This is a genomic window from Brevundimonas sp. FV1ye7S (assembly GCF_058680995.1).
This window is the reverse complement of record NZ_CM178726.1, coordinates 1,507,472-1,532,406: the sequence shown is the minus strand read 5'-3', so window position 1 is coordinate 1,532,406 and position 24,935 is coordinate 1,507,472. Positions and strand designations below refer to the sequence as shown.

Genomic DNA, 24,935 nt, shown 5'->3' with positions numbered 1-24,935 from the left:
ATGAGCATTCCCTTCGCGCCGCAATCCATGGAATTCAGCCTCGGCGAAAACGCCGACGCGATTCGCGAGACGACCGCCCGCTGGGCGGCAGATCGCTTGGCCCCCCTGGCGGCCGAGATCGACGCGACAAACGCCTTCAGGCGCGAGCTCTGGCCCGAGATGGGCGAACTGGGCCTGCACGGGATCACGGTCGAAGAAGACTACGGCGGCCTGGGCCTGGGCTATCTGGAACATGTCGTGGCGATGGAAGAGGTGTCCCGCGCCTCGGCCTCCATCGGCCTGAGCTACGGCGCCCACTCCAACCTGTGCGTCAACCAGATCCGGCGCTGGGGCACGCCCGAGCAGAAGCGGAAATATCTGCCCAAACTCATCAGCGGTGAACATGTCGGCGCGCTCGCCATGTCCGAGGCCGGATCCGGCTCGGACGTGATGTCGATGCGGACGCGGGCCGACCGAAAGGGCGACCGCTATGTCCTGAACGGAACCAAGTTCTGGATCACCAACGCCCCCCACGCCGACACCCTGGTCGTTTACGCCAAGAGCGATCCCGACGCCGGATCAAAGGGCTGCACCGCCTTCCTGATCGAGAAGGGCATGAAGGGCTTCAGCGTCTCCAAGAAGCTGGACAAGATGGGCATGCGCGGCTCGGACACCGCAGAACTGGTGTTCGAGGACTGCGAGGTGCCCGAGGAGAACATCATGGGACCGGTGGGGGGCGGCGCCGGCGTTCTGATGAGCGGCCTGGACTATGAGCGCGCGGTCCTCGCCGCCGGCCCGCTGGGCATCATGCAGGCCGCCCTGGATATCGTCCTGCCCTATGTTCGCGACCGCCAGCAGTTCGGCCGACCGATCGGATCATTCCAGCTGATGCAGGGCAAGGTGGCGGACATGTACGTCGCCCTGAACAGCGCTCGCGCCTACGTCTATTCGGTCGCCCGCGCCTGCGACGCCGGCCTGACCACCCGCTACGATGCGGCGGGCGCCATTCTGCTGGCTTCCGAAAATGCGGTGAAGGTCACGCTTGAAGCTGTCCAGGCCCTGGGCGGCGCGGGCTACACCAAGGAATGGCCAGTCGAACGCCTGGTCCGAGACGCCAAGCTGTATGACATCGGCGCCGGCACCAACGAAATCCGGCGCTTCCTGATCGGTCGGGAACTGCTGGGCGGCTGACGGCTTCTTCCGAGCGGAAGGAGAATCCCATGCCCGCAAAATCCGCAGCTCAGCAAAAAGCCGCCGGTGCCGCCCTGTCGGCCAAACGCGGCGACACGCCCAAGTCCGAACTCAAGGGCGCTTCGAAATCGATGGTGGAGTCCATGACCGAGAAACAGCTCGAGGACTTCGCCCACACCAAGCGCAAGGGCAAACCCGAGCACGCGGCGAAGAAATAATCGCCTGCGGCGCGATTATTCGGCTTTGTTGCCGTTCGGTAAGTGGCGGTGAAACCTCTGTGCGCCTACATGGCGCGAACCCCTTTCCCGAGCCGCGCTGATGCCCGCCCAACCGCCTTCGAACGACGACCTGCGGCTCTTCTCGGACGTGATCGAGGAGCTTGGCGAAGGCGACGAGCCCAAGTTGAAGCTCGAGGAGCTGGTCGCCGCTTTCGGCGAGCGCGGCTTCGGGGCCATGATCCTGATTCTCTCCATGCTGGCCCTGCTGCCTTGGCCGCCGGGCGGCAAGGCGGTGTTCGCGGTGCCCATCATACTGATGTCGTTGGAACTGGCCTTTCAGCGCGATTCGATCTGGCTCCCACGCTGGGCGCTTCGCACATCGATCAGTCGTGCGGCCTATCGCGCCGGCGTGTCGCGGATCATGAAAACCGTCCGCTACGTCGAGAACCTGACGCGCCCCCGTCTTCCGTTCCTGACCGGCGAGGTGGCCGATACGGTCACCGGTCTGGTCTGCGTGATCCTGGCGCTGATCATGGCTCTGCCGATCCCGTTCGGCGACGCCCTGCCCGGCATCGCCCTGGTCTTCTTCGCCCTGGGCATGATGCAGAGGGACGGGATCGCCATCCTGCTGGGCGCACTCGCGACCGGCGGCTGCGCCCTGTATCTGTTCCTGATCTGGCGCACGGTCTTCGAAGTCGCCCACCACGCGGCCGGCTGGCTCGCCCAGATCTTTCACTGAAGCCAGACAAAAGGGCCGCCGCGTCGCCGCGACGGCCCTTCATTGTCTGACCGCGAACGGCCGGACCGCAACACTCAGCCTGAACAGCGCCAAAACAGCCCGACGGGCCTTAGCGCCAACCAAAAGGTCAGGCCCGGACCTCTCCGAGGACCAGGGTCGCGGCCACCGCACGCGATTGATGACAATGAGACACTGGATCACCTCCTTTCGACTGTTCAACAGGGATCTGAAAGGTAGGTCGGTTCAACAGCTTGCAGCAACAGGCTTCGCGATTTCGTGAAGAAGGGCGCGTTCAGGCCGCCTGCTGCGCTCCCGGCGCCAGCCCCTGCATCATCATGCGGTTGATCTCGATCAGGTCCTGGAACGTCTCTTCGCCGCGCATGACAGCGGAGGAGTGGCGATTGACGAACAGGCTCAGGGAGATGATCTGCGCGCGCAGGGACGCCGGCAGCACATTGGCGGGATCGCCGCAGTCCGAAGCCAGGGTCGACCACAGACGCCGGTTCCAGTCCAGCGCATCGATACGCGTGGCCAGATCCCGTTCATCGACCGTCGAGGCATGCACCAGCGCGCGCGTGACCTGGCCGAAGAGCCGGTACTCCAGGTCGCGCGGCGTCTCAGCCCGCGACGTCGCCGCTTTGTAAGCTTGAAGCGACATTCAGAACCTTTTCTTCGTATTCGACAATCTTACGGGCCGCCATCAGGGCCTTGTAGTATTCGCGCGCCAGAACGTGACGCGAGGCGGAGACGCATTCGGCGAGAATGGCGGGGTTCTTGGTCGCGCCCATGAACTCGGAGATCCGCAGCGCCAATTCGTCGTAGAATTTCGCTGCAGAGGCCTCTTCCAGATACATCATCATGATCGGGAAATAGATCCGGCGGGCGGGGGTGGTGACCTCCTCCGCCTGCATGATGTCCTTCTCGCGCAGCACGCTGGCGCGGTTCTGAAGAATCAGCACCCCGCGACGGTCGCCGTTCTGGACCACCGCGCCGTTCAACACGAACCGCTCGCCGGGTTTCAACGACAGCTTCAACGCCATGGACGACCGAACTCCCCAATAGGTCGGAACCGGTCAATCTTGGACCGCACCTGATGAGTCGAACCTTAACGCGAGAGGGTTAACCATCTCTTGTCCCCCCGTACGCTGGAACACCTAACCACGGCTGACGTTTCCTCTTCGCAGAGGAGGCGCACATGCCGGACAACGATTACCAGGACGACCAGGAGCAGTCGGAGGTCTTCGACGAAACCCATGTCGACGACGAGGGCGAAGGCGACATCCTGCTGGACGAGGCCGAACAGGTGCTGGACGTCACCCAGGCGGACGGCGACGCCGACGAGGATGAGTTCGACGAGGACGATCTCGACATCGACGATCAACTCGCTCTCGACGGGATCGCGCGCGAAGCCGACGCCCTGCTGGGCGTGGATGGCGAAACCCTGAGCCAGTCTGACGCGGACAGCAACAATCTGCGCGCGGACGATGAGGTCGAGCTGGTCTATTCCGGCCTGATGGAAAACGAGCGCGGGGCCCAGGCCAGCGCCGCCCACTGGGAATCCAAACGTCTCGACGACGACGACATCGAACAACTGGGCTACGCGCCCGATCAAACCCCTGATCCGGCCCCCTGAGCCGCCAATCCCTTAAGGAGACGACATGAACAATCCCCACGCCAAGGCCGACGCATCCACCGATACTCCCTATGCGAAACGCATCGTCGCCGAGGAGGGCAAGACGGACCAGCTGAAGGACAAGGTGCAGGAGGCCGAAAGCCGCGAAGAGGCTCTGGTTGACGAAGGCGTCGAAGAGACCTTCCCCGCCAGCGACCCGGTGTCAGCCAAACACATCACCTGATCGCTGTTCATACCCGATCCGATCCGCTAACCCGCTTCGTGACATTCACGGAGCGGGTTTTTCATGGGCCGGTTCGAAGGCACCGATCGCTACATCGCCACCGCTGACCTCAAGGTCGCGGTCAACGCCGCCGTGGCGCTGGAACGGCCTCTGCTGATCAAGGGCGAGCCCGGGACGGGCAAGACCGTTCTGGCCTACGAGATCGCCAAGGCCTTCGACGCGCCCCTGATCACCTGGCACGTCAAATCGACGACCAAGGCGCACAACGGCCTGTATGAATACGACGCCGTCAGCCGCCTGCGCGACAGCCAGCTGGGCGATGAGCGGGTTCACGACGTCCGCAACTACCTGAAGAAGGGCAAGCTGTGGGAGGCCTTCACCGCCCCGGCCCGCCCCGTGCTGCTGATCGACGAGATCGACAAGGCCGACATCGAATTCCCCAACGACCTCCTGCAGGAGCTCGACCGGATGGAATTCTATGTCCAGGAGATCGACGAGACGATCCGGGCCGAAATCCGCCCCATCGTGATCATCACCTCAAACAACGAGAAGGAGCTGCCGGACGCCTTCCTGCGCCGCTGCTTCTTCCACTACATCCGCTTCCCGGACGCCGAGACCCTGTCGGCCATCGTCGATGTCCACTTCCCCGGCATCAAGCCCCGCCTGGTCGCTGAAGCCCTGAAGACCTTCTACGAGATCCGCGACACGCCGGGTCTGAAGAAGAAGCCGTCCACCTCGGAACTGCTGGACTGGCTGAAGCTGCTGCTGGTCGAGGATATCGACGCCGAGACCCTGAGGGAGAAGACGCCGAACAAGCTGATCCCGCCCCTGCACGGCGCCCTGTTGAAGAACGAGCAGGACATCCACCTGTTCGAACGGCTGGCCTTCCTGGGTCGGCGCGACGGCGGCCGCCCAGGCGGTTGATCGGGCGGTTGATCGGCATTACCGCGATTTCACTGGATCGACGCCGCCCAGCGCCCACAATAGCAAACATGAGCGTTACCGCCCCGTATCGTCTTCTGACCGCCGGCCTAATGGCCGCAAGCCTGAGCGCCGGCCTGGCGGCGTGCGACGGCGAAAACGCGGTTCGCATCACCACCACGACGACCACCTCGCCGGACGACACGCCCTTGGGCGTGCTGAAGGTGGTGGACGGCCTGCAATGCCCGGACGCCCTGAACGTCCTGACCCGCAAGGGATCGGCCAGCCCCGGCGGCGGATCCTGCACCTATGGCGGGCCGCGCGGGTCCGAGGTGGTTCTCTATCTGGTCAAGCTGGACGGTCGTTCGGCCGATCAGGTGCTGCGGGACTACGAACGCCGCCTGTCCGATGAAATGCCGCAGGCGGCGGTGCGGATCGACGCCCGCGAGCGTCAGACGGGCGAAGACAAGACCTCGGTCGAGGCGCCGGGCGTCAACATCAGGACCAAAGGCGAAGACGCCACCGTCAGCCTGCCCGGCATCCACATAGAGACCCAGGGCGACAACGCCTCCGTCCGTATCGCCGGCATCAACATCCAGTCCAAGGACGGCCAGGGCGTGCGGACGGAGACCAGCAACGTCAGCGTCCAGTCCAACGGCGAAACCACCCAGGTCCGCACCCAGGCGCCCGGCGACGCCACCCGCATGACCTTCCTGCTCGCCGACGACAATGTCGAAGCCGGCGCCTGGCGTCAGGTGGGGTTCGTGGCGCGCGGTCCGGTCGGCGGCCCCCTGGTCATCGCCACTGTGCGGTCCAAGGCCACCAACGACCGGGTGTTCGAATCCGCCAAGGATCTGGTCGCTCTGAACGTCGGGAACTGACGGTTTTCCACGCTGGATGCGACGCTGATCGATCCGATTCGCCCTTGCCGCCTTGATCCCCGCGCCGCTTTGCGTCACCTGACCAGCCCACAAGCCATCAGGATCGACGATTTGGCCGAGCGCCCCAAGAAGAAGACCGAAGTCCGCGCCTGGCAGCGCATGCTGTCGGGCCGACGCCTGGACCTGCTCGATCCCTCGCCCTTCGACATCGAGATCGAGGACATCGCCCACGGCCTGGCTCGCGTCGCGCGCTGGAACGGTCAGACGATCGGCGAACACGCCTTCTCGGTCGCCCAGCACAGTGTCGTGGTCGAGGAGATCGCCGCCCACATCAAGCCGGGCCTGGACCCGAAATGGCGCCTGGCCGCCCTGCTGCACGACGCCTCGGAATACGTCATCGGCGACATGATCTCGCCGTTCAAGGCGGCCCTGGGCGAAGGCTACAAGGATTTCGAGGCCCGGCTCGAGGCGGCCATTCACGTCCGCTACGGCCTGCCGCCCAAGACGCCGCAGACCATCAAGACCCTGATCAAGAAGGCCGACAAGGCCTGCGCCTTTTTCGAGGCGACGCAGTTGGCCGGATTCAACGAAAAGGAATCCCTGGGCATCTTCGGCTCGCCCCCGCCGGGCTACAGCCTGGTCATCGAACCCCAGCCGGCCTCCATCGCCCAGGCCCGTTATCTGGAACGCTATCAGGTCCTGGCCAAGGCGGTCGGCCTCCTGCCCGCCGACGACGCCTGGCATACGGAATAGGCATGGCGGGACCGGCGGACCAGGGCGTGCGCATCGGCCTGTCGGTCGTCGTCATGGCGCTGAAGGACCGTCGGGCCGTGGTCCTGACGACCCAGGCCGAGGACGGCGCCCGCGCCCTGCCCTTCGGCCCGTTCGATCCCGTGCGCGACCGCACGTTCGAACGGGCTCTGCGCGACTTCGTGACCGACCAGACGGGCTTCCGCCTGGGCTTCGTCGAACAGCTCTACACCTTCGGCGACGCCGGTCGCGCCACGCCCCGCGCCACCCCCACTCCAGACCAGAGGCGCGAGGTCTCGGTCGGCTATCTGGCCCTGACCCCGGACGCCGCCCAGGGCCAGACCCACGACGCGCACTGGGACGCCGTATTCGACTTCTTCCCGTGGGAGGATCGTCGCGCCGACAACCCCGCCCTGCACGCCGCCCTGGTCGAGGGACTGGCCCGTTGGTCCGGCGCCGACGACCGCCGCACGGCCCGCGCCCGCGCCCTGTTCGCCCTGACGCCCGACCACCGTTGGAACGAGGAACGGGTGCTGGAACGCTATGAGCTCCTGTACGAGGCGCGACTGGTCGCCGAGGCCTGGCGCGACGCGCGCCAGACGCCGCCCGAGGCCTCGGCCCTGCTGCCCGGCGCGCCCATGGGATCGGACCACCGGCGCATCCTGGCGACAGGTCTCGGCCGGCTGCGCAGCAAGCTGAAATACCGCCCGGTCCTGTTCGACCTGACGCCCGGCCTCTTCACCCTGTCGGAACTCCAGGCCGCCGCCGAGGCCGTCTCGGGCCTGACGCTGCACAAGCAGAATTTCCGTCGCGGCGTCGAACGCACAGGCCTGGTCGAACCCACCGGACAACTGTCCTCGGCCACCGGGGGACGCCCCGCCGAACTGTTTCGATTCAAGGGCGTCGACCCCCAGACGGGCGCCGCGCCGGGCCTGTCCCTGCCTGCGCAAAGATAGCGTCCGATTTCTTTCACAGACCGCTTGCGATGCGGCGCGCCTGCCATTAGAGAAGCCGCTCGCTCGACCAAGCGACTATGCACCGCGGAGAGGTGGCAGAGTGGTCGAATGTACCGCACTCGAAATGCGGCGTGCCTGGAAGGGTACCGTGGGTTCGAATCCCACCCTCTCCGCCATTCGCCTGTTCCTGGACGTCCACCCAGGTGCAGGACTGTCCAAATAATCGAATAAACTCTTACACCTAGATCCGCCGTCGTGTGGACAGGTCCGCAACCGCGCGTCACAATCCAAGTCCGAAACGTGGGTAGCGACGAGGGTAGAAGTGCGGCGCATGTCCAGACTGAGCGCCCTTTTTGTCGGGCGCGCAAAGGAGCCAGGGATGTATGCAGATGGGGGCGGCCTGTACAACGGCAACGACGGCAGCGTCATCGTCCAAAGCAAGTAAGATCGGCGGCCGGAGGGTGGTCGCCCTCCGGCCGTATGACTTCAAGGATATTCATGGACAGACGATCGTTTCTCGTCGCGGGATTGGCTTGGGGATGTGCCGCAAATAGCTCGGCTCAGACACAAGGCGCAGATCTGAAGCTGGATGGCGCGCGGGCGCTCTTGGCTGGCGCGAATGTCGCGGGACAACCGGTCAAGGTGACCTTCGACACCGGAGCCAGGATATCCTCCATTTCGGAAGCGCTTGCACGCCGGCTAGGCGTTGTCGGTGACCGAGATCTTCGTCTGAACACCTCTCGCGGGGAAGTTCGGGTCAAAACGACTTCGACCGTGAACCTGACTATACCGAGCTTTCCGACGCCTGCCGGACGATGGGCCATCGTCCCTGATGAGATACAGCTCGGTGTCGACTGCGTTATTGGGGCGGCGACACTGGATCAGTTCACGTTGGCGTTTTCGCGTGCCAAGGTGTTTCCCAGCGCATCGCTGACCAATGGAACGGCCCTCGAGATGCGCCGCGCGCCGGTGCCCATCGGCAACTTTCACGCCGACGGCGCCCCTTTCCCCCTCCTCATCGATAGCGGCGCTGACCTTTCCTGGGTTGATGCGTCAGTGGCGGAAGCCATAATCGCCGCAGGAGGCGTGTGCGTTCTTCGCTATCTCACTCCTGCCGGCCCGAGCGTTCGCGCGATCCGCGTGCCATCGCTCAGCTGTGGCGACGCGGAGTTTAGGGATGTGCTGTTCCGGGTGCGCACGGGTGGAAATCCGATCTCTATCCGTCGGCTGCAATTGGGCGGCTTGCTCGGCCTCGACGCAATGCGGCTACGCGACTGGAGCTTTGCAAGGCAACACTCACGCGTACGCGTTTCTGCCGATACTGGTGCCCGTCAAAGCTGGATTGGGCTGGGCGTCGATTTTCGAACCGACGAGACAAACCCGGGTCTCGTCGTTGGTCTCGCAGAGAACGGTCCAGCGCTGAAGGCCGGGCTGCGGCTCGGCGATCGGATCGTCACTCTCGGAGGAGCGAGGCCGATACCTTCGGATCAAGAATCAATGGCCAAGGTGGCGGCGTGCGGATGCCGTGAAACCATCCCCGTTACGTTCGAGAGAGAGGGCGTGGTCAACCAAGTTTCCCTGACGACGGAAGCAACGATTTAGGCTCAGGCCTCATAGATCCAGAAGATCATTAAGTCCTGAGCTTAAAGTCACTGCAGTCACAGAAAGCACCTCACTCTCGAGAACGAACCTGTCTGAACTTCAAAACGACTGCAAAAACCACAAAACGCGGCGCAAAGCTCCCTCTAAGTCATTGAATTTGAGCAGATGAAAGGGAGAATCGAACCCTCGACATTCAGCTTGGGAAGCTGGTTGTCGTCGTGTTGCAACGACATAGGTTATTGCCCGGAGGCAGACCTGCCCAACAGCCGCGTTGAGTCAGGAGGGGTCACTGGCCCACTCTAAGACCCGTCTCGTTGCCATGACCAATCAGCGAATTTGCAGGCGCAATTCGAATCTGCTGAGGCCCGGTCCAGCTGCCGAGTATAACCTAACGTGCGTGGGTAAATACGTGGGTAGAGCTGGATAATATAATTATCTCATTGTTATAGTACAACTATTTTAGCACCAAAGCGGACACCCTCCGCCATTCGCCTTGGCGCCCAAAACGGGGCCGGCGAAATCAACCTTTCGAATTGAATCAGCAGGGCTCGGATCGGGCCACGCCCCCGTGTTCCTAAGCCTGAAGGCTGCAGGGCTCCGCCGCGATCACGCCGCGACGGAGCGCCTTTGCCTTATTGGGCCGCCAGCGCGGCCTGGACCTCGGCCCGGGCGGCTTCCAGGTCGCGGCGGAAGACGTCGGAGCGTTGTTCGGCGCCATAGATGACCATGCCCGACTGGATGCCGGCCTCGACAGCGCTGTAGCTGTGGGATCCGCAGATGTAGCGGCTCTCGGCGAACTCGCGGCCGCGCGCATAGAGGGCGTCGGCGCGCTGGGGCGCCAGTTCGGCCAGGATCATCGCCACATGCACCCCATGGGCCGAGTGACCGGACGGATAGTCGGGATTGCCGGCCAGATGGTCGCTCTTGGCTTCGCAGATCGGCTGGTCCGTGCCGATATAGGGGCGTTTGGTGGCCCAGTGGGTCTTGGCGTCGCCGACCACAGACCGGTCGTCGCCCGCCCGGTCCAGCAACGCCGTCAGGACCGGCGCGGTTTCGCGCGTCAGGCGCACGCCCAAGGCCTCGGCGAAATGATCATAGGCGTCCCCGGTGACGTCGTGGGTCGCCAACACCCAGCGCGGCGTGCCCTCCAGACTGCGGGTCTGCAGGAAGACGCCCCGGTTGGCGATGTCGCGTGGCGAACCCGGCGCGGGCGGGGGCGCCAGGACGGCGGTCAGGTCCGGCCGGTCCGGCTTGGCCAGATAGCCGCGCGGGACGGCGGCGCCGGTCGGCTCAATCGCCAGACCGTCGCAGCGCGTCTCGGTCCGCACCCGGTTACAGGCGGCGGCGTCCGCCCCCGTCAGCCGCACCTCATAGCCCGGCAAGCGCGGATCAGCCCACAGATAGTCCGTCGACACATATTGCGCCCCGCTGGCGAAGGCGGCGCTGCGGCGCGCGACGTCGCCGGAGCGGGCCTCGGCCGTATCCGCATCGGCGCGGGTGCGGACGATGAAGCCGGCGCGAACGGCGGCCTGGATCCGCGCCTGCTCGGCCACGGGGTCGTTCAACGTCAGATAGGCGGCGGCCGGCGAGGTCTCGTCGGTGTTGACGAAGAAGACGCGGCCTTCCAGCGAGCGGCGCGCGCCACGATAGCTGGCGACCTTTTCCGGGCCTTCGTCCAGGGCGAAGAAGACCTTGCCTCGCGCGGCTCCCAAGGTCGGCCAGCCGCCGGCCAGAACCGCGTCACGCAGGGTGGGATGATCGCCCTGGACACCGTCCGGCGTGATCAGCCGGTCGGCGTCGAAGACCGAGCGGACCTCGGCGTCCAGGGCGTCCCAGGCGGCGGCGTCGAAATCCAGGGGCGTCACCCCGCCCGGCATGGAGGCCGCGCCCGTCTTGGCGTTCAGCATGATCAGGATCGGGGCGTGATCGGGATGGGCGCGCGACCAGTCGCGGATTTCGGTCAGACAGGCCACGAAAGTCAGGCAGGTGCTGCGGAAATCGACGTCCGGCATATGCAGGGTCTTGAAGCCGGGTCGGGCCATGGCTTCAGCGAAGGCGGCGCTGGTCGGCGCGCCCTGCCCCGGCCGACCCAGGGCGGACAGGGGATGGGCGTAGCGCCCGCCCTGCGGATCGTTGAGCACGTCGATCTCGATCTGGCGCGCGCCGGCGTCCAGTTGTTCGGTCAGGGGCCGGTGCGAATAGTCCAGGGCCACGGCGGCCGGGTTGACCGCGATCATGGCCTGCAGTTCGGCGGCCGGGATCGGCAGCTTGTAGCTGTTATGGGTCCCCACGGCCGTCAGATCGTTCATCCCCAGACGCCGATCCATCCAGGCCACAGCACAGGCGTCGCCGCCCGCCGCCCGAACGTCCGAAGCACTCAGATCACAGGCCGGCTGTACGGCGTTGAGGGCGGATCCGGCCAACAGGGCGGCCATCAGGGTGAACATGGGGAACTCCTTGGTTTTGGAACAGGAAGGGCCTGGCCCCGCGCGGTGTGGGGTTACAGCGACCAGCGCAGGCTGGCGGTGACGCTGGGACCGACGCGGCCGAGTTGCAGCAGGCGTCGCGTGTCGTGCTCATAGGCGAGGTCGGTCGTGTCGGTCAGGTTCGAGGCGGCGATCACCAGTTCCCCGCCCGATCCGATGTCGAAAGAGGCCTGGGCGTCCAGATAGCCGGCGTCGGCCACGGTGAAGTCCGACACCCCTCCCCCCTGCATGTCCGCCTCGGATCGGAAGGCGGACCGCCAGGACCAGGACAGGCCGATGGCGACCGGTCCCCGCTCGAAGAAGGGGTTGATCGAATAGGCCAGGCGCGACACCCCCGCCAGGCTGTACCCCTCCGGCCCCTGGCCGTCCGTCCAGGTCCCGCTGGCCCAAAGGCCGAATCCGGAAGGCAGCCGCCGATGGAGCCCGACCTCCAGCCCCCGGCTGACCGCCCGCCCCAGATTGGCCGGCCGCGACATCAGCACCTCAGCATGCACCAGGGGACCGGCCCGGGTCTCGAACACCAGCATCTCCGGCGCGGCCACCAGTCCGATGAAGTCGTCGATGGTCTTGTGGAAGACCGCGACGCTGAGCGCGCCCTGAGGGAAGGTCCATTCATAGGAGGCGTCGAGATTGGTCGACACGTAGGGACTGAGATCCGGGTTGCCGCCCACCCCGACGAACAGCGAACCCGGCGAAGGATCGTCGATCTCGGCCTGTCCGCGCTCGTAGATGGACGAGACCAGGGAACTGGCCGGCGCCGTCGCCAGCCGCAGATCGGCCAGGGACGGCCGGGTCATGGTGCGCGACGCCGCCAACCGCAGCCGGCGCCCCTGATCAAGGTCGAAGGCGATGTTCAGGCTGGGAAGCAGACGGATATCCGACCCCGTATGAGATACGCCCCGGATCGCCGCCACGCCCTTGTCATCCGCCGTCAGCAGCGCGCCGTCCACGGCCGTCCGGGTCGCCACAAGGCGAAGGCCCAGATTGCCGAAGAAGGGCGCCGATCCCGCTTCGCCTTCAAAGTCGATCCGCCCATAGACGGCGCCGACCCGTTCGCCCACCTTGTACGAGTTCTGCAGGTCGGCGCCGGTGGGCTTCAGGTCGCCCGGCGAGACCGCGATGCTGTCGCTTTCACCCGGGAGGATGAAGGCGGTCTGGAAGGGTGCGAAGTCCGCGACGACCCAAGAACCTGGATGTTCGTCGATAACCTGATCGAAGACGCCGTTCTGAATGCGCGAACTGAAGAAGTCCGGGCTCAGCGTCTTTCCCGGTCCAAGCACGGCTTCGCGGTCCCGGCGCTGATAGTCGCGAGACCGGTCGCTGACCTGGCCGCCGAAACGAAAGTCAAACAGGCTCAGCCCGCCGATCCGGACATCTGCAGCCCGGCCGATGTCGATCAGGGCCGTGGCGTCGTCATCGACGGATTCGATGGCGCGCACGCCCAGCTTTTTCCATTTCAGGGCGGAAGGGTCGTCAAGATCGAAGTCGGTCCGCAGCAGGGCCGCCTTTCGAACGGAGACGGCGTCGCCCACGTCGAAGCTGTAGGATGGCGAAAGGCGCGCGCGAAAAGAGAGGCGTTCAAGCGGCGTATCCAGTTTCGATCGTGCGCGCGACAGGCTGACCCGCGGCTGAAACCTCCACGCCCCCAGCATCACCCGGGCCATTCCCGAGACCACGATGTTCAGATGCGCCTGATCCGAGAACTCGGTGTTGTTGTCGATCGTGCCGGACTGGACGGCGCCGGCCGAAACCACCCCGTCGGTGATCGTCGCCTGTGCATCGTCCGCCTCGAGCAGCTTGCCGAGGCCATAGACGATCCGGTCTTCGCGGATGGCGTTGTCAAAGGTCGAGACCAGGCTGTCGAACCGCAGATGGACGGACGGCGACGCCCGCCATTCTCCCCCCAGGAACAAGCTCCGGCGCAGGCGGTCCTCCTGTTCGACGGTCGTGCGGACGTCGCTGGGCGCCACGACCTGTTCACCGTCCAGGGCCACCGGCAGATAGCGCTGAATCTGGAAACGGTCGTAGAGAACCGAACGTCCCTCTTGCGACAGGCCGCCGACCAGCCCCCAGTCGCCGTCGTCCGAAACCAGCCGCCCGGCCACGGACAGGTCGAGACGGGGGTCCCGCAGTCGCGCCTCGGCCGCGCCGCCGACCCGCAGGCTCAGGAACGGATCGCCATCCAGCCCCCCGACCGTCTCGATATTGATGTTGGAGCCGATTCCGCCCTCGATCAGATCCGGCGTCGCGGACTTGGTCAGTTGCGCGCCGGCCAGCAGGTCCGCCGACAGGGCGCGAAAGCGGAACTGGCGGCCGCTCTGGGTCGAGTTGCGGATGTTCTCGTTGAAGGCCACCGGCGCGCCGTTCAGGGTCACCGACTGGAACAGGGGGCCCAGGCCCCGGACGCTGACGAACTGTCCCTCCCCCACCTCGCGCTCGATGGCGACGCCAGGCACGCGCTGAAGGGCCTCGGCCAGATTGGCGGCCGGCAATTCGCCGATCCGGGTCGAAGAGGCGCTGTCGGAGATGACGTCGGCCTGGCGCTTACGGCGCAGGGATTCCTCGATCTGTTCCGACAGCCGGCCGACCACCGTCACCTCTTCCAGCTCGGTCGGGGCTGCGGGCTGCGGCCGATCCGGCGCCGAGGGCGCCGCCCAGACCCGAACGCCACGGGCGCCGATGAAGCGGTATTGAAGGCCTGCGCCGTCCAGCATCCGGCTCACCGCCGCGCGCCAGGTCATGCGCCCCCGAACGGGACGGCTGCGCCGCGCTTCGCCCGGCGAGGCGACAAAAGCCAGTTCACATCCCGCCGCCACGCAAAGATCCACCAGCGCACGGCGGGCGTCCTGGGCCGGAATATCGAACGTCAGTGTCCCGTCCTGCGCATGGGCGCGCCCGGTCCATCCCCCGCTGACCAGCACAGACAAAACCGCCCCCGCGACAACGACACGTCGCGCACCGAGCGGCGTCGATGGTGCGAACGGCTTCAAGCGGAGCAGGCCTTAGGACAATGGGACGAAGTTCAGCGTCGATCCTTAGCGCGACCGCGTGACAGCTCTGCGATGGCCCCAGCCTGCACTGACCTAGTCTGCTCGTATCAGGGCGCGACCGTCCGAGGTCCGTTCAATGGAAATCGGCAACAGATCGTCCATGCGGTCGATCAGTCCGACCTGTCCGGTCAAGGGCAACACCACCGTCACCCTCGTCTTCGCCAGGGCGGGATCGGCGATGACCATCGGCCGGTCGGCATAACGGGCAGCCTCGGCGATCACGTCGGACAGCGGGGCGTCATGGAAGATCAAGCGCCGTTCGCGCCAGGCCGTGGCGGACTCGACGTCCGGACGGCTCAGATGGACGCGGTCCAGGCCGGGGGTGAAGACGGCCTTCTGGCCGGGCGCCAGCATCACCGCGTGATCAAGCGAACGCCTCTTGCCGACGTCATGGCGGCCGATGGCGACACGCCCTTCCAGCAAGGAGACCTCCGCCCGGTTCCGCCGCAAGGTGGTGGTGAACCGCGTGCCTGTGACGATGACATTCCGATCCGCAACAGCGACCTGGAACGGGCGGGCAGGATTGTGGACGACATCGAAATAGGCCGCGCCCCGCAACAGGACGACGCGCCGGACGTCATCCTCGAACCGCACCCGGATTTGCGAATCGGCGTCCAGGGTGACGCGAGAGCCGTCCTCCAAGGCGAGATCGGTGATTTCGCCGGGCGCGCTGGCGTAGACCACCGCCCCCTTGTCGGCGCTCTGGGATCCCAGGCCGGGCAGGATCATCAGGACGGCGATGGCCGCAACGGCCGAGGTCGCGAGACCGCCGATCAGGATTCGTCGGCCAGTGTTCGCGGGCTTGCGCGCCCGCAGCCGCGCCAGATCGCCCTCGAAGGCGCCGGCCAGAGGCGCGAGGCCCGCCAGACGCGCCTTCGCGGTCTCGTAGGCTGGCAGGTTGTCGTCTTTCTCCAACCAATCGAGGAAGGCCGCCTGATCGCGCGCGGGGACGGTCGGCCGACGCATGCGCGCCAGCCAGTCTTCGGCGGTTCGCGGCCGACGATCAAACAGGGATGTCAGGCGCTGGATCATGCGCGAACGAAACGCTCCTGGACGCGGCAGGGGGATAGGGCGCCGACGCCTTCAATATTCACAACGACACAGGGGTACGACACCTCAACCCTCTCGCGATATCTTCAGCTGACGGAGGGCTTCGGCGATGTGTTTCTCGACCATGCTGACCGAAACCCCCAGGCGTTTGGCGATCTGGCTGTAGGTCTGCCCCTCGAACCGGTTGAGCAGGAAGGCGTCGCGCGTTCGCGGCGGCAGGGCGCGAATGATCCGGGCGGCGGCGGCCAGGTTTTCCCGGCCGATCAGATGCTGGTCCGCGGCGGGGGCGTCGCTGGCCACGGCCCGCGGGCCGGCGTCCAGGGCGTGGATGTCGTCGGTTCCGCGCACGCCCTTGCGGCCGGCCGATTTCCAGCGGTCCGTCTGCAGATTGCGGGCGATCACGAACAACAGGGGTCGGGCGTCGGCGCCTGAAAGATCGTGGCCGGCGCGATGAAACCGAACAAAGGCCTCCTGCACCACGTCCTCGGCGTCCTCGATCGTCTGCCCCTTGCGTTGGAGATAGCCGATCAGGTCGCGGCGCAGTTCGACGACAAGACGGTCAACCGACATGGTCGCCGTCTTCCCGCTGGCCAAACGCGCAAAGACGTCCCCTCTTGCGGAGGGGACGTCGCGCCAGGCCAACCTCTAGGGGATCAGAAGTGATGGTCTGAACTGCTGCCATGGTCACGGCTCCGAAGCGAGCCGGCGCCTCAGCCGGCCGCATGAGCGGCCGGCTGGAAGTTCTGCAGACGACGTCGGCCGTCCGCAGCCCTCACCATGGTTTGGCGTTCCGGAAATGGATCAGAACTCCATCCGCAGGCCAAGGTTGATACGGCGACCCGACAGTTCGTACATGGTGGGGAAGGACGGATCCATCGTATAGCCCTTGGTCGCCTCGTCGGTGACGTTGATGCCCTCCAGGTTGATCTGGAGGCTGTCGGTCACATTGTAGCTGGCCGACAGGTCGATCTGACCATAGCCTTCGCGCCAGATCGGGTACATTTCGTAGCCGATTCCTTCGACGTACTTGTCCTTGAAGTTATAGGACGCGCGCGCCTGGAACTTCGAGTTATCGTAGTAGAGGGTGAAGTTGTAGGTGTTGTCGGCCAGACCGACGGGCGGCATGCTGATGCCCAGTTTTGTCGTGGACGTCAGCGAGCTGTCCAGCACCGTGTAGTTGGCGTTGATGCCGAAGCCTTCCAGCGGCGCATAGAACTGGCCGAACGGCACGACGGCCACCAGTTCGACGCCGCTGACTTCATACGAACCCGGCTCGTTGATGGGCTGATAGACGTCGAAGGTGTAGACGCCGTCGATCGAGCCGTTGGCGTTGTACTTGGTCACGTTCGGCACCGTGCCCGTCAGGGCCTGGCGAACGACGCCCTCGATCTCTTTCCAGAAGTAGGACACGGCCAGAAGACCGCCGTCACCCAGATACTGTTCCAGGCCCACTTCCCATTGCTTGGCGTAGGTCGGCTTCAGATTGGGGTTGCCGTCGGTGAAGCGGAACGAGTTCCAGCTGGCCGTGCGCTTGTAGGCCAGATCGGTCAGGGCCGGGCGGATCAGGGTTTCCGAAGCTGCGGCGCGGAAGATCAGGCTGTCCGTCAGATCGGCCGTGATGTTGAGGCTGGGCAGAACCTTGTCATAGCTGCCGTCGCTCGACACCGGCTCGGGCGTATAGCCGGTCGAACCGTTCGGGTTCTGGATCTGGTGGTACCCCGACGAAGTGATCGAGGTGTCGACGTAGCGAGCGCCGCCGTTGACGGCGACCGGCACGGGCCCCAGGTCGAAGTTCAGGTCGGCCATGGCGTACAGCGACACGACCTCTTCCGACACCTCGTAATAGTCGCCCACGTTGAACGGCGTGTAGAAGCCGTCGTAGCGGAAGGTGCGGCGGGCGTAGTCGTTGGACACCTGGCTCCAGGACAGGTCACGGACGCTGTAGGCGCCGCCGGGGACCAGATCGCTGATCGCCGTCAGTTCGCTCTGCGACATCGGGCGTCCGAGGTAGTCGACCTTGCCGGCGCCGGTGCCCTGGATGTTCAGGGAGCCGTACTGGCGCTCCTTCGACTTGTCGGTATAGCGGGCGCCGACCTGGACGCTGGTCAGGGCCGGGAAGAAGTCCAGATTCAGGTCTTTGGTGAAGTCGATCTGGGCGGCGTATTTGTCGTCGCTGATCTGCTCCAGCGACGTCTCGTAGCCTTCGAACAGATAGCTGGACGGCGAGTTGTACATGTCGATCGACGCCGGGTTGGCGCTCTTGATCGTCTCACCGCCCTGGGCCGTCCAGCGCGTCCGCGACGGCGCATAGACCGTGTGCTTCAGGTTGGCGTAGTCCAGCGTCTTCTCGGCGCCGGAATAGCCGGCCAGAGCATGCAGCTTCCAGCTGTCGCCGCTCCAGTTCAGTTCCGTCCCGAACTGCCGATAGTCCGTCTCGTTGATCCGCTCCTTGCTGAGCATCTCATGCTGGGTAAGGGTATAGGATACGTCGCGCAGCACGATCAGGCCGGAGTCAGCCAGGGTGGTCTTGTCGTACTCGTGGATGGTTTCCAGCGTCGAGCGGCTGGAGGCCGAATAGGCCGCCGCGTCATATTCGTCTTCGGTGGTTTCGTACCGGCCGATCAGGGCGTCGAAAGCCAGGCTGAAGTTCGATGACGGACGGTATTGCAGCGACAGGGCGCCGCCCCATTGGTCCTGGGTGTTCAGATAGGCGCGGTCGCCGACCTTGTCCTGGAAGATGATGCGGTCCGTCTCAGCCGTATTGGCGCGGTTCTGAACGACGACGCCGGCGTCGCGCGCCAGCACAGCCATCGCCTGGGCGCCCCGGGCGCCCGTCGAGTTGGCGAGGAAACGGGTCATCGGGCGGAAGTTGATGCCCGAGTTAGAGTCGGTCCGGTTGGTCCGGCGCGCGGTCGAGAAGGACACCAAGGCCCCGAGGTCGCCCCAGGTGTCGCTGGCCAGGAAGGACAGTTTCGGATCGGTCTTTTCCGAGATCGAATTATAGGCGCCCTCGACAGAACCGACGACCCGGCGGCCGGCGTAGTCGAACGGGCGGGCGGTCGAGATATTGACCGAACCGGCGATGCCGCCCTCTTCGTCGGCGGCGCGCGGCGACTTCTGGACCGTCACCTGCTGGATGATTTCCGAAGCGAAGATGTCGAACTCGACGTCGCGGCCGCCGCTGCCCGAGGCGGTCGCCAGGCCGTTGATGCTGACGAAGGTGAACTCGCTGGGCAGGCCGCGCACGTTGACGCGCTGGCCCAGGCCCTTGTTGCGTTCGATGGTCACGCCGGGGATGCGCTGCAGCGCCTCGGCCAGGTTCTGCTCGGGGAAGTTGGCGACGTCGGTGGCGACGATCGAGTCCGAGAAGCCGACGGTCTTGCGCTTGATGTCCACCGCCTCTTCGAGGCTGCGACGATACGAGCCGGTGACGATGATTTCGTTGATCTCGGTCGCTTCAGCCGCGCTCGGCGCGGTGACGACGGCTTGATCGGCCGATTGCGCCAGGGCGGCGAACGGCGACGCGGCGACCAGGGCGAAAGCCGTGGTGCCCAGGATTCGGTTCTTCATTTCAGGTAGCCCCCAGTGAGTTCTAGGCGCTTCAACGACCGGGCCTCGCAGCCCCTCAATGTGTGACAGGCCTTTTCATTCAAACTTCACGGCGCTGTCGCGTTCGCCGCTTCCGGACAGCAAAACGGCCCGCCGGACGCCCTGAAGGACGCCTGACGAGCCGCTGTCAGCCTGACTGTTCCGCCTGAAACGGTTAGCCGCCGTAACTCCGGCCGCCGCCGCCGAAGCCGCCGCGCGACACGACGGCCGTGCGGCTCTGAACCCGGGCCGGCGCCTGACGCGCCACATCGCCATGTTCGCGGGCGTTGGCGACGGTGCGACCGGTCCGATAGTCGCGGTAGGTGTACCCGCCGCCGTAGCCGTTCGAGTAGCGGTTCTCGCGGTCGCGATACAGCGGGCCGCCGCCGCGATAACCGCCGCCGTTCAACAACTGGCCGACCACGAACCCCGCCAGCAGAGGCGTGAAGAAGGAGCCGTTGCCGCCCTGATTGTTGGGCTGGCATTGCGACGGCCCCCACTGGCCTTCGCATTCTTCGCGCGTCGCATAGCGCGGCGCGGTCTTGGCGGCTTCTTCCTGGGCCTTGGCCAGGGCGGCGTCGCACTGGTCGTCAGGGATGTCGTTGGCGGCGCGGCATTCGTCCAGACTGGCGTAGGCCAGGGCGGGTTCCGGCTCGGGCTCGGGCGCCCGGACCTGAGGCGAACTACAGGCGGCCAGCGAGAAGCTGGCGGTCGCCATCAGACTGCTGACATGCAGGATGCGCGACCGTTTCAGCCGGCGCATGGTTTCCGTCTTGGGCAGGTCCTTGGGATCGGTCATGGCGGTCACGACGTCATGCAGGCGGCGTTCAGCAGCCCGACGCAGATGGAGATGGAGGCCAGATAGACGGCCGCGGCGATTTCGCCCGCCTCGATACGGGCCACCAGATTGCGGAAGGCCATGCGGCTGATGGCGACGAAGACCACGATCTGGATCACGCCGGCCAACAGGGCCCAGGCCGCGAACTCCATCAGGCTGACGGTGTGCGACAGGGCCGAGGCCAGGGGCAGGACATAGCCGATCAGGGCCCCGCCCAGCGCAATGGCGGCGGCGGTGTTGCCCTCACGGATCAGCGTATGCTCGTGATAGGGCGTGACCCACTGGTAAACCAGCTTGAAGGCCAGGGTGAAGGCGCCGGCGACGGCGAAGGCGATCAGGAAGGCGATCGCGCCCTGCTGAAAAATGAACCAGTCGAACATTCAGTCTTCCCTTTCGGATCGCGCGGTCAGGCGCGGAACTCGGCCATTTCCAATGGAATGCCGATCATGATTTCGTGGGTGGTCTCGCCGCCCTCGGGCTGTTGCTCCAGGGCGATCATCAGTTCGCGGCCGTCCGCCAGCTCGCGCGCGTACAGCATGCAGGTCTGAAAGATCCTCGCGTAGGGCGTGGTCGCCGCCCGGTCGTCCCAGATGGTCTCCCATAGAGTGACCGGCGGCTGAACGGCGTCGCTCTCGGCGAACCAAAAGCGCGGATAGTCCGGCAGTTCCTCCGCCGCACCGTGAAAGACCGGCGCCGACAGACGGTCGCGCCAGATCCGGCGTTCCCGCTCGCCGGGCGGATAGGCCGAGGTCCAGGGGATGAACAGGCTGAAATCATAGCTTTCGGCGCCCGCCTCGTCGTCGCTCATGGCCTGAAGCATGACGTGATCGTCGGTGTAGAAGCGGTGGACGAACTGGCCGCTGTCCAGACTGACCAGGCCCTGGGCCGAGATGTCCAGCACGTCCCGATCCAGCACGAAATGGGTCTCGTCGCCCAACCGGCGCCAGGCCAGCGGATCCAGCGACACCGTCCGACCCACGGTGATGTTTCGCACGGTCGCCAGCTTGGAGGCCGGCTCGACCTTGTTCGATGATCCAAAGAGCTTCTTGAACATCTTTTACGCGTTTCCCGCCAGGCTGGCCTGATCCAGCCGGACGGACGAAACATAGAACAAGCGGTCGCCGGCCTCTACGTCCGTTTCGGCCGGCGGGTTGAAACGCGGCGCATCGGCGCCCTGCGGCTGCAGCGCCAGAAGGGTCGCGTTGTGGTCCAGAAGTCCCTGGGTCAGATTGCCGACTGACCGAACCCCGCCCTGCCATTTCAGGCTGAACAGGGTGGCGCTTTCGTCCAACTGGCTGGTCAGGGCGCTGATCACCTGGCTCGAGCCAGGGTCGCGGGCCGAGCGGGCCAGCATCTCCGGCCCCGACGACAGCACGATTTCGACGTGGGGACAGTGCTGGGCCAATAGGCGGGCGCTGTCCGCGTCCTCGAAGAAGCAGACGATATGCGCCGTCGCAGGCGCTGCGGCCGATGCAGCCAAAGTCGCGGTCAGGGTATCGGAATCGTTGTCGGCGTACACCAGGATCCGGCTTGCGCCGGCCGCGCCGGCGCGGGCCAATCCTTCGGCGGAGGTCAGGCTCTCGCTCTGGACGTACCGAACCCGCGAATCCAGATCGGCGATGACCTGGCGCGTCATCAGGACCAGGGTCTGGGTCGTGTTCAGTTCAGCGCACAGTTCGCTGATCATCTTGGGCGTTCGGGCCGGATGATAGCCGATGAGAATGATCGTATCGGTCATCTTGGAATAGTCTCCCTTTCCGGCGCGGCGCACGCGCCAGATATCGCCGATTGCGCCCAGAACCTTGGCCACCACGGTCGTGAAGGCGGCGATGGCGCCGGGGAATATCCAGATCGCGGTGATCAGCCGTCCGGCTGCGCCTTGCGGGCTGAGGTCCCCATAACCTACGGTATAGGCAGTCGTCGCGTACCAGTAGATGAAAGTTGCAGGCGGATGAAGCTCGGTCTCTCCCGCCAGGGCCAGCAGAAACCAGGACGAAACCGCATGAAACAGGATCAGACCGGTCAGCACCCGCCAGTGCATGTCGGCCATGGCGTGAAACGCCCGGTCGAAGATCAGCGCGAGTTTCATCCTCGGCAGCAACATGCCATCCCCTTGGTCCGCGCCAACTGATCGCAGACCCCTAGGCGAAGTCAAGCGTTCATGTTACGCGTTTCATGAAACATGCCTGCAACCGCCCCGCCCTCGTCCGCCGCCAATGACCGCATCCGTGCGTGGCGACAGGCGCGTCGCGAGGCGGGACTGGTCAAGCTGGAGCTCTGGGTGCCTGAATCCGCTCGCGACGACGTGAAGGCCGCCGTCCGCGCCATCGTCACCGATTCCACCCGCGGCCCCCGGCTTGCTGCTCAGAGCCTTGCCGGCCGCTCGCGCCGCCCCACTTCTCATTCCATCCCCCCTGGAGACGACCACCACATGGACGCCGTGATCGAAACCCCCTGGACCGTGCCCGCCATCAAGGCGGCGCTCGATGAATCCCCCTTGCTGCGCGAGGGCGAGATGACCCTGCGCGTGCTGGAGGGCGCCGAGCCCGTCCTGTTGGCGACCATGCACGAATACGGCGACCTGCCGGTCTATCTCAGCGTCGGCGGCGCCCAGATCGTCTGTTCGGTCCTGCTGTGGCCCGTCGCCGAACAGGCCGACCGCCACGCCTTCAACGAATTCCTGCTGAAGGCCCAGCGCGTGGTGCCCCTGTCCAACTTCGCCATCACCAACGTCGGCGGCGAAGACGTGTATGAGCTGATGGGCGAACTGTCGTGCAAGACCACCTTGCAGACCATCCTCATCGAACTGCGCACCCTGGCCGAGAATGCGATCGACGCCACCGAACTGCGTGAAACCTTCGGCGCCGACGCCGCCTGATCCGGAGACCCCGACCATGTCCATGCTCAGAAAACTCTCCGCCCTGTTCCGCGGTTCGGCCCATGACGCCGCCCAGGGCGTCGTCGACGCCAACGCCCTGAAGATCCTCGACCAGGAAATCCGCGACGCCGACAATGCTCAAGGCAAGGCCAGAGACGACCTCGCCGGCCTGGTGGCGCGCCGCCGCATGGCCGAAAACGAAATGGCCAGTTTCCGCGACCAGATCGCCAAATACGAAAGCTCGGCCCGCTCCGCCCTGGGACAGGGCAAGACCGAGCTGGCCCGCGAAGTCGCCGGCCGTATCGCCGAACTGGAGGTCGAGATCACCAGCCGCGGCCCGCTGATCGAGGACATGAAGACGGCCGAGACGCGTCTGCGCACGGCCATCGCCTCGACCGACCAGAAGATCGAGACGCTTCGTCGCGAGATCGACATCGTCAAGGTCAACGACTCCGTCCAGCGCGCCCAGACCTCGGTCGCCCTGAACTCGGCCGGCGCCCAGTCGCGCATCGGCTCGGCGGCCGACAGCCTGCAACGCATCAAGCAGCGCCAGGCGATCCAGGAAGAAAAACTGAACGCCAGCCAGGCCCTGGAAGACCGCCGCACCGGCGCCGACCTGGACGCCAAGCTGCGCGAGGCCGGCATCCTGCCCGGTCATTCTTCGGCCGACGACGTTCTGGCTCGCCTCAGCCAGCCGGACGTGACCGTGGTCACGCCGCGCATCGGCCAATCTACTCCAGGCGTGGCGACCCCCGACAAGGACCCGGCCTGAACCATGGAGCGTCTGCGCCTCGAACCCCGAACCGACTGGGACGCCAAGGCCGAGGAACTCGGCTTCACCTGGCGCCATACCGACGGCAAACCCTATTGGGACGAGACGGCGGCCTACGCCTTCTCGCTGGCCGAGATCGAGGACGGGATCGAGGCGCCGACCGCCGAACTGCACGGCCTCTGCCTGGACCTCGTCAATGAGGCGGTCCAGTCGGAGCGCCTGATGGAACAGCTCGATATTCCCGAGCCGATGCGGGACTATGTCGCCGACAGCTGGAAACGGCAGGAGCCGTCCCTCTATGGCCGGTTCGACTTCGCCTATGACGGCGCGGGTCCGGCAAAGCTCTACGAATACAACGCCGACACCCCGACCAGCATCTATGAGACGGCGGTGTTCCAATGGCTGTGGCTGGAGGACCAGATCGCCGCCGGCGTCCTGCCCGCAGACGCCGACCAGTTCAACAGCCTGCACGAGAAGCTGGTCGACCGGTTTCGCGCCATCTTCCCGGACGGCGGCTTTCTCCACTTCAGCTCGGACGCCGACTTCGTCGAGGATCGCCAGACCGTGCGCTTCCTCGAGGATCTCGCGCGCCAGGCCGGGCTTGACCCCCAGTTCGTCGCTATCGATCAGATCGGCCTGAACGAAGAGGGCCGGTTCGTGGACCACGAGAACTGGATCATCCAGGCCATGTTCAAACTCTATCCGTGGGAGCAGATGCTGCGCGACGACTACGCCGCCCCCCTGCCGACCGCAGAGGTCACGGTGCTGGAGCCGGCGTGGAAGAGCATCCTGTCCAACAAGGCCATCCTGCCCCTGCTGTGGGAACGCCACCCCGGCCACCCCAATCTGCTGGAATCCTATTTCGAGGGCGACCCTAAGGCGACGGCCCTGGGGACCTCCTATGTCCGCAAGCCCCTGTTCTCGCGCGAAGGCGACAATGTCGAACTGATCGATCAGGGCCTCAGCGCCGCCGAGGTGGTGGACGGCGGTTACGGCGAGGGCCGCTACATCCGTCAGGCCCTGCACAATCCGCCGCGTTTCGACGACAACTATGTCATCGTCGGCTCCTGGGTCGTCGGCGAAGAACCGGCCGGCATCAGCCTGCGCGAGGATCAGGGGCGCATCACCCGCAACACCTCGCGCTTCGTGCCCCACTTCATCCGCGACTGACGCTCAACCC

General features: G+C 65.5%; 24 protein-coding genes and 1 tRNA gene. 14 read left to right on the top strand and 11 right to left on the bottom strand.

Features of this window, described 5'->3' with window-relative positions:
- From ACW18C_RS07270 to ACW18C_RS07260, 3 genes are all read left to right on the top strand, one after another.
- Window positions 1-1,170: an isovaleryl-CoA dehydrogenase gene (locus ACW18C_RS07270; protein ID WP_492073988.1), complete on the top strand. Its 1,170-nt coding sequence runs from the start codon at window positions 1-3 to the stop codon at window positions 1,168-1,170.
- A 29-nt stretch (window positions 1,171-1,199) separates the two neighbouring features.
- Entirely contained in the window at window positions 1,200-1,388 is a 189-nt protein-coding gene (locus ACW18C_RS07265; protein WP_035305524.1) for a DUF3008 family protein, read from the top strand.
- Between the two features lie 100 nt (window positions 1,389-1,488).
- On the top strand, window positions 1,489-2,127 hold the full coding sequence (locus ACW18C_RS07260) for an exopolysaccharide biosynthesis protein (protein WP_492073743.1): 639 nt from the start codon (window positions 1,489-1,491) through the stop codon (window positions 2,125-2,127).
- A 292-nt stretch (window positions 2,128-2,419) separates the two neighbouring features.
- On the opposite strand, the gene flaF is transcribed toward ACW18C_RS07260, so the two are convergent.
- Both flaF and flbT read right to left on the bottom strand, forming a co-directional pair.
- Window positions 2,420-2,785: a flagellar biosynthesis regulator FlaF gene (gene flaF / locus ACW18C_RS07255; RefSeq protein ID WP_154725614.1), complete on the bottom strand. Its 366-nt coding sequence runs from the start codon at window positions 2,783-2,785 to the stop codon at window positions 2,420-2,422.
- Window positions 2,745-3,167 (bottom strand): flagellar biosynthesis repressor FlbT, encoded by a 423-nt coding sequence (flbT, locus tag ACW18C_RS07250; protein WP_035305521.1) that lies wholly within the window; start codon window positions 3,165-3,167, stop codon window positions 2,745-2,747. Before flbT ends, flaF begins: the two co-directional genes overlap by 41 nt.
- A 155-nt stretch (window positions 3,168-3,322) precedes the next feature.
- On the opposite strand from flbT, the gene ACW18C_RS07245 reads away from it, so the two are divergent.
- From ACW18C_RS07245 to ACW18C_RS07210, 8 genes are all read left to right on the top strand, one after another.
- Window positions 3,323-3,760, top strand: a complete 438-nt coding sequence (locus ACW18C_RS07245; protein WP_008259506.1) for a hypothetical protein — start codon at window positions 3,323-3,325, stop codon at window positions 3,758-3,760.
- A gap of 25 nt (window positions 3,761-3,785) precedes the next feature.
- Window positions 3,786-3,983: a hypothetical protein gene (locus ACW18C_RS07240; protein ID WP_492073740.1), complete on the top strand. Its 198-nt coding sequence runs from the start codon at window positions 3,786-3,788 to the stop codon at window positions 3,981-3,983.
- Window positions 3,984-4,046: 63 nt separating this feature from the next.
- The gene (locus tag ACW18C_RS07235) at window positions 4,047-4,907 is read left to right on the top strand and encodes an AAA family ATPase (protein WP_008261076.1); all 861 of its coding nucleotides are present in this window, start codon (window positions 4,047-4,049) and stop codon (window positions 4,905-4,907) included.
- A gap of 68 nt (window positions 4,908-4,975) precedes the next feature.
- The gene (locus ACW18C_RS07230; RefSeq protein WP_008264116.1) at window positions 4,976-5,785 is read left to right on the top strand and encodes a hypothetical protein; all 810 of its coding nucleotides are present in this window, start codon (window positions 4,976-4,978) and stop codon (window positions 5,783-5,785) included.
- Window positions 5,786-5,944: 159 nt separating this feature from the next.
- Window positions 5,945-6,538: an HD family hydrolase gene (locus tag ACW18C_RS07225; protein ID WP_292148061.1), complete on the top strand. Its 594-nt coding sequence runs from the start codon at window positions 5,945-5,947 to the stop codon at window positions 6,536-6,538.
- A gap of 2 nt (window positions 6,539-6,540) precedes the next feature.
- Window positions 6,541-7,491, top strand: a complete 951-nt coding sequence (locus ACW18C_RS07220; protein ID WP_492073738.1) for an NUDIX hydrolase — start codon at window positions 6,541-6,543, stop codon at window positions 7,489-7,491.
- Window positions 7,492-7,577: 86 nt separating this feature from the next.
- Window positions 7,578-7,667, top strand: a tRNA-Ser gene (locus tag ACW18C_RS07215).
- A gap of 322 nt (window positions 7,668-7,989) precedes the next feature.
- Complete coding sequence (locus tag ACW18C_RS07210; RefSeq protein ID WP_492073735.1) at window positions 7,990-9,093, top strand: aspartyl protease family protein; 1,104 nt, start codon at window positions 7,990-7,992, stop codon at window positions 9,091-9,093.
- Between the two features lie 632 nt (window positions 9,094-9,725).
- On the opposite strand, the gene ACW18C_RS07205 is transcribed toward ACW18C_RS07210, so the two are convergent.
- The 9 genes from ACW18C_RS07205 to ACW18C_RS07165 all read right to left on the bottom strand — a co-directional run bounded on the left by ACW18C_RS07205 (window position 9,726) and on the right by ACW18C_RS07165 (window position 22,194).
- Complete coding sequence (locus ACW18C_RS07205; protein ID WP_492073733.1) at window positions 9,726-11,540, bottom strand: Ca2+-dependent phosphoinositide-specific phospholipase C; 1,815 nt, start codon at window positions 11,538-11,540, stop codon at window positions 9,726-9,728.
- Between the two features lie 53 nt (window positions 11,541-11,593).
- Window positions 11,594-14,500, bottom strand: coding sequence for a TonB-dependent receptor (locus ACW18C_RS07200; protein ID WP_492073986.1), 2,907 nt, complete (start codon window positions 14,498-14,500; stop codon window positions 11,594-11,596).
- A gap of 162 nt (window positions 14,501-14,662) precedes the next feature.
- Window positions 14,663-15,661, bottom strand: a complete 999-nt coding sequence (locus ACW18C_RS07195) for a FecR family protein (RefSeq protein WP_492073731.1) — start codon at window positions 15,659-15,661, stop codon at window positions 14,663-14,665.
- Between the two features lie 84 nt (window positions 15,662-15,745).
- Window positions 15,746-16,249, bottom strand: a complete 504-nt coding sequence (locus ACW18C_RS07190) for an RNA polymerase sigma factor (RefSeq protein WP_492073729.1) — start codon at window positions 16,247-16,249, stop codon at window positions 15,746-15,748.
- Between the two features lie 231 nt (window positions 16,250-16,480).
- On the bottom strand, window positions 16,481-19,249 hold the full coding sequence (locus ACW18C_RS07185) for a TonB-dependent receptor (protein ID WP_492073727.1): 2,769 nt from the start codon (window positions 19,247-19,249) through the stop codon (window positions 16,481-16,483).
- Between the two features lie 193 nt (window positions 19,250-19,442).
- A complete protein-coding gene (locus ACW18C_RS07180) occupies window positions 19,443-20,066 on the bottom strand; it encodes a DUF1190 domain-containing protein (protein ID WP_230307696.1) in 624 nt (207 codons plus the stop codon).
- Between the two features lie 5 nt (window positions 20,067-20,071).
- A complete protein-coding gene (locus tag ACW18C_RS07175; RefSeq protein ID WP_008261051.1) occupies window positions 20,072-20,485 on the bottom strand; it encodes a DUF350 domain-containing protein in 414 nt (137 codons plus the stop codon).
- Window positions 20,486-20,511: 26 nt separating this feature from the next.
- Entirely contained in the window at window positions 20,512-21,159 is a 648-nt protein-coding gene (locus ACW18C_RS07170; RefSeq protein ID WP_492073724.1) for a YjfK family protein, read from the bottom strand.
- Between the two features lie 3 nt (window positions 21,160-21,162).
- Window positions 21,163-22,194, bottom strand: a complete 1,032-nt coding sequence (locus ACW18C_RS07165; RefSeq protein ID WP_492073722.1) for a potassium channel family protein — start codon at window positions 22,192-22,194, stop codon at window positions 21,163-21,165.
- Between the two features lie 93 nt (window positions 22,195-22,287).
- Here ACW18C_RS07165 and ACW18C_RS07160 point away from each other — a divergent pair, with 93 nt between their 5' ends.
- The 3 genes from ACW18C_RS07160 to ACW18C_RS07150 are packed head-to-tail and all read left to right on the top strand — an operon-like array spanning window position 22,288 to window position 24,925.
- Window positions 22,288-22,983, top strand: coding sequence for a YjfI family protein (locus ACW18C_RS07160; protein WP_492073720.1), 696 nt, complete (start codon window positions 22,288-22,290; stop codon window positions 22,981-22,983).
- A gap of 16 nt (window positions 22,984-22,999) precedes the next feature.
- Window positions 23,000-23,755, top strand: a complete 756-nt coding sequence (locus tag ACW18C_RS07155; RefSeq protein WP_492073718.1) for a PspA/IM30 family protein — start codon at window positions 23,000-23,002, stop codon at window positions 23,753-23,755.
- A 3-nt stretch (window positions 23,756-23,758) separates the two neighbouring features.
- Entirely contained in the window at window positions 23,759-24,925 is a 1,167-nt protein-coding gene (locus ACW18C_RS07150) for a glutathionylspermidine synthase family protein (RefSeq protein ID WP_492073716.1), read from the top strand.
- Window positions 24,926-24,935 lie beyond the last annotated feature (10 nt).

Bases quoted from the DNA above. Each gene is read 5' to 3' on its own strand.
- ACW18C_RS07195 (WP_492073731.1), bottom strand. From the start codon at position 15,661: ATGATCCAGCGCCTGACATCCCTGTTTGATCGTCGGCCGCGAACCGCC.
- ACW18C_RS07190 (WP_492073729.1), bottom strand. From the start codon at position 16,249: ATGTCGGTTGACCGTCTTGTCGTCGAACTGCGCCGCGACCTGATCGGC.
- ACW18C_RS07225 (WP_292148061.1), top strand. From the start codon at position 5,945: ATGCTGTCGGGCCGACGCCTGGACCTGCTCGATCCCTCGCCCTTCGAC.
- ACW18C_RS07165 (WP_492073722.1), bottom strand. From the start codon at position 22,194: ATGAAACTCGCGCTGATCTTCGACCGGGCGTTTCACGCCATGGCCGAC.
- ACW18C_RS07270 (WP_492073988.1), top strand. From the start codon at position 1: ATGAGCATTCCCTTCGCGCCGCAATCCATGGAATTCAGCCTCGGCGAA.
- ACW18C_RS07180 (WP_230307696.1), bottom strand. From the start codon at position 20,066: ATGACCGATCCCAAGGACCTGCCCAAGACGGAAACCATGCGCCGGCTG.
- flbT (WP_035305521.1), bottom strand. From the start codon at position 3,167: ATGGCGTTGAAGCTGTCGTTGAAACCCGGCGAGCGGTTCGTGTTGAAC.
- ACW18C_RS07230 (WP_008264116.1), top strand. From the start codon at position 4,976: ATGAGCGTTACCGCCCCGTATCGTCTTCTGACCGCCGGCCTAATGGCC.
- ACW18C_RS07210 (WP_492073735.1), top strand. From the start codon at position 7,990: ATGGACAGACGATCGTTTCTCGTCGCGGGATTGGCTTGGGGATGTGCC.
- ACW18C_RS07245 (WP_008259506.1), top strand. From the start codon at position 3,323: ATGCCGGACAACGATTACCAGGACGACCAGGAGCAGTCGGAGGTCTTC.
- ACW18C_RS07185 (WP_492073727.1), bottom strand. From the start codon at position 19,249: ATGAAGAACCGAATCCTGGGCACCACGGCTTTCGCCCTGGTCGCCGCG.
- ACW18C_RS07240 (WP_492073740.1), top strand. From the start codon at position 3,786: ATGAACAATCCCCACGCCAAGGCCGACGCATCCACCGATACTCCCTAT.
- ACW18C_RS07160 (WP_492073720.1), top strand. From the start codon at position 22,288: ATGCCTGCAACCGCCCCGCCCTCGTCCGCCGCCAATGACCGCATCCGT.
- ACW18C_RS07260 (WP_492073743.1), top strand. From the start codon at position 1,489: ATGCCCGCCCAACCGCCTTCGAACGACGACCTGCGGCTCTTCTCGGAC.
- flaF (WP_154725614.1), bottom strand. From the start codon at position 2,785: ATGTCGCTTCAAGCTTACAAAGCGGCGACGTCGCGGGCTGAGACGCCG.
- ACW18C_RS07205 (WP_492073733.1), bottom strand. From the start codon at position 11,540: ATGTTCACCCTGATGGCCGCCCTGTTGGCCGGATCCGCCCTCAACGCC.
- ACW18C_RS07175 (WP_008261051.1), bottom strand. From the start codon at position 20,485: ATGTTCGACTGGTTCATTTTTCAGCAGGGCGCGATCGCCTTCCTGATC.
- ACW18C_RS07155 (WP_492073718.1), top strand. From the start codon at position 23,000: ATGTCCATGCTCAGAAAACTCTCCGCCCTGTTCCGCGGTTCGGCCCAT.
- ACW18C_RS07150 (WP_492073716.1), top strand. From the start codon at position 23,759: ATGGAGCGTCTGCGCCTCGAACCCCGAACCGACTGGGACGCCAAGGCC.
- ACW18C_RS07235 (WP_008261076.1), top strand. From the start codon at position 4,047: ATGGGCCGGTTCGAAGGCACCGATCGCTACATCGCCACCGCTGACCTC.
- ACW18C_RS07265 (WP_035305524.1), top strand. From the start codon at position 1,200: ATGCCCGCAAAATCCGCAGCTCAGCAAAAAGCCGCCGGTGCCGCCCTG.
- ACW18C_RS07170 (WP_492073724.1), bottom strand. From the start codon at position 21,159: ATGTTCAAGAAGCTCTTTGGATCATCGAACAAGGTCGAGCCGGCCTCC.
- ACW18C_RS07220 (WP_492073738.1), top strand. From the start codon at position 6,541: ATGGCGGGACCGGCGGACCAGGGCGTGCGCATCGGCCTGTCGGTCGTC.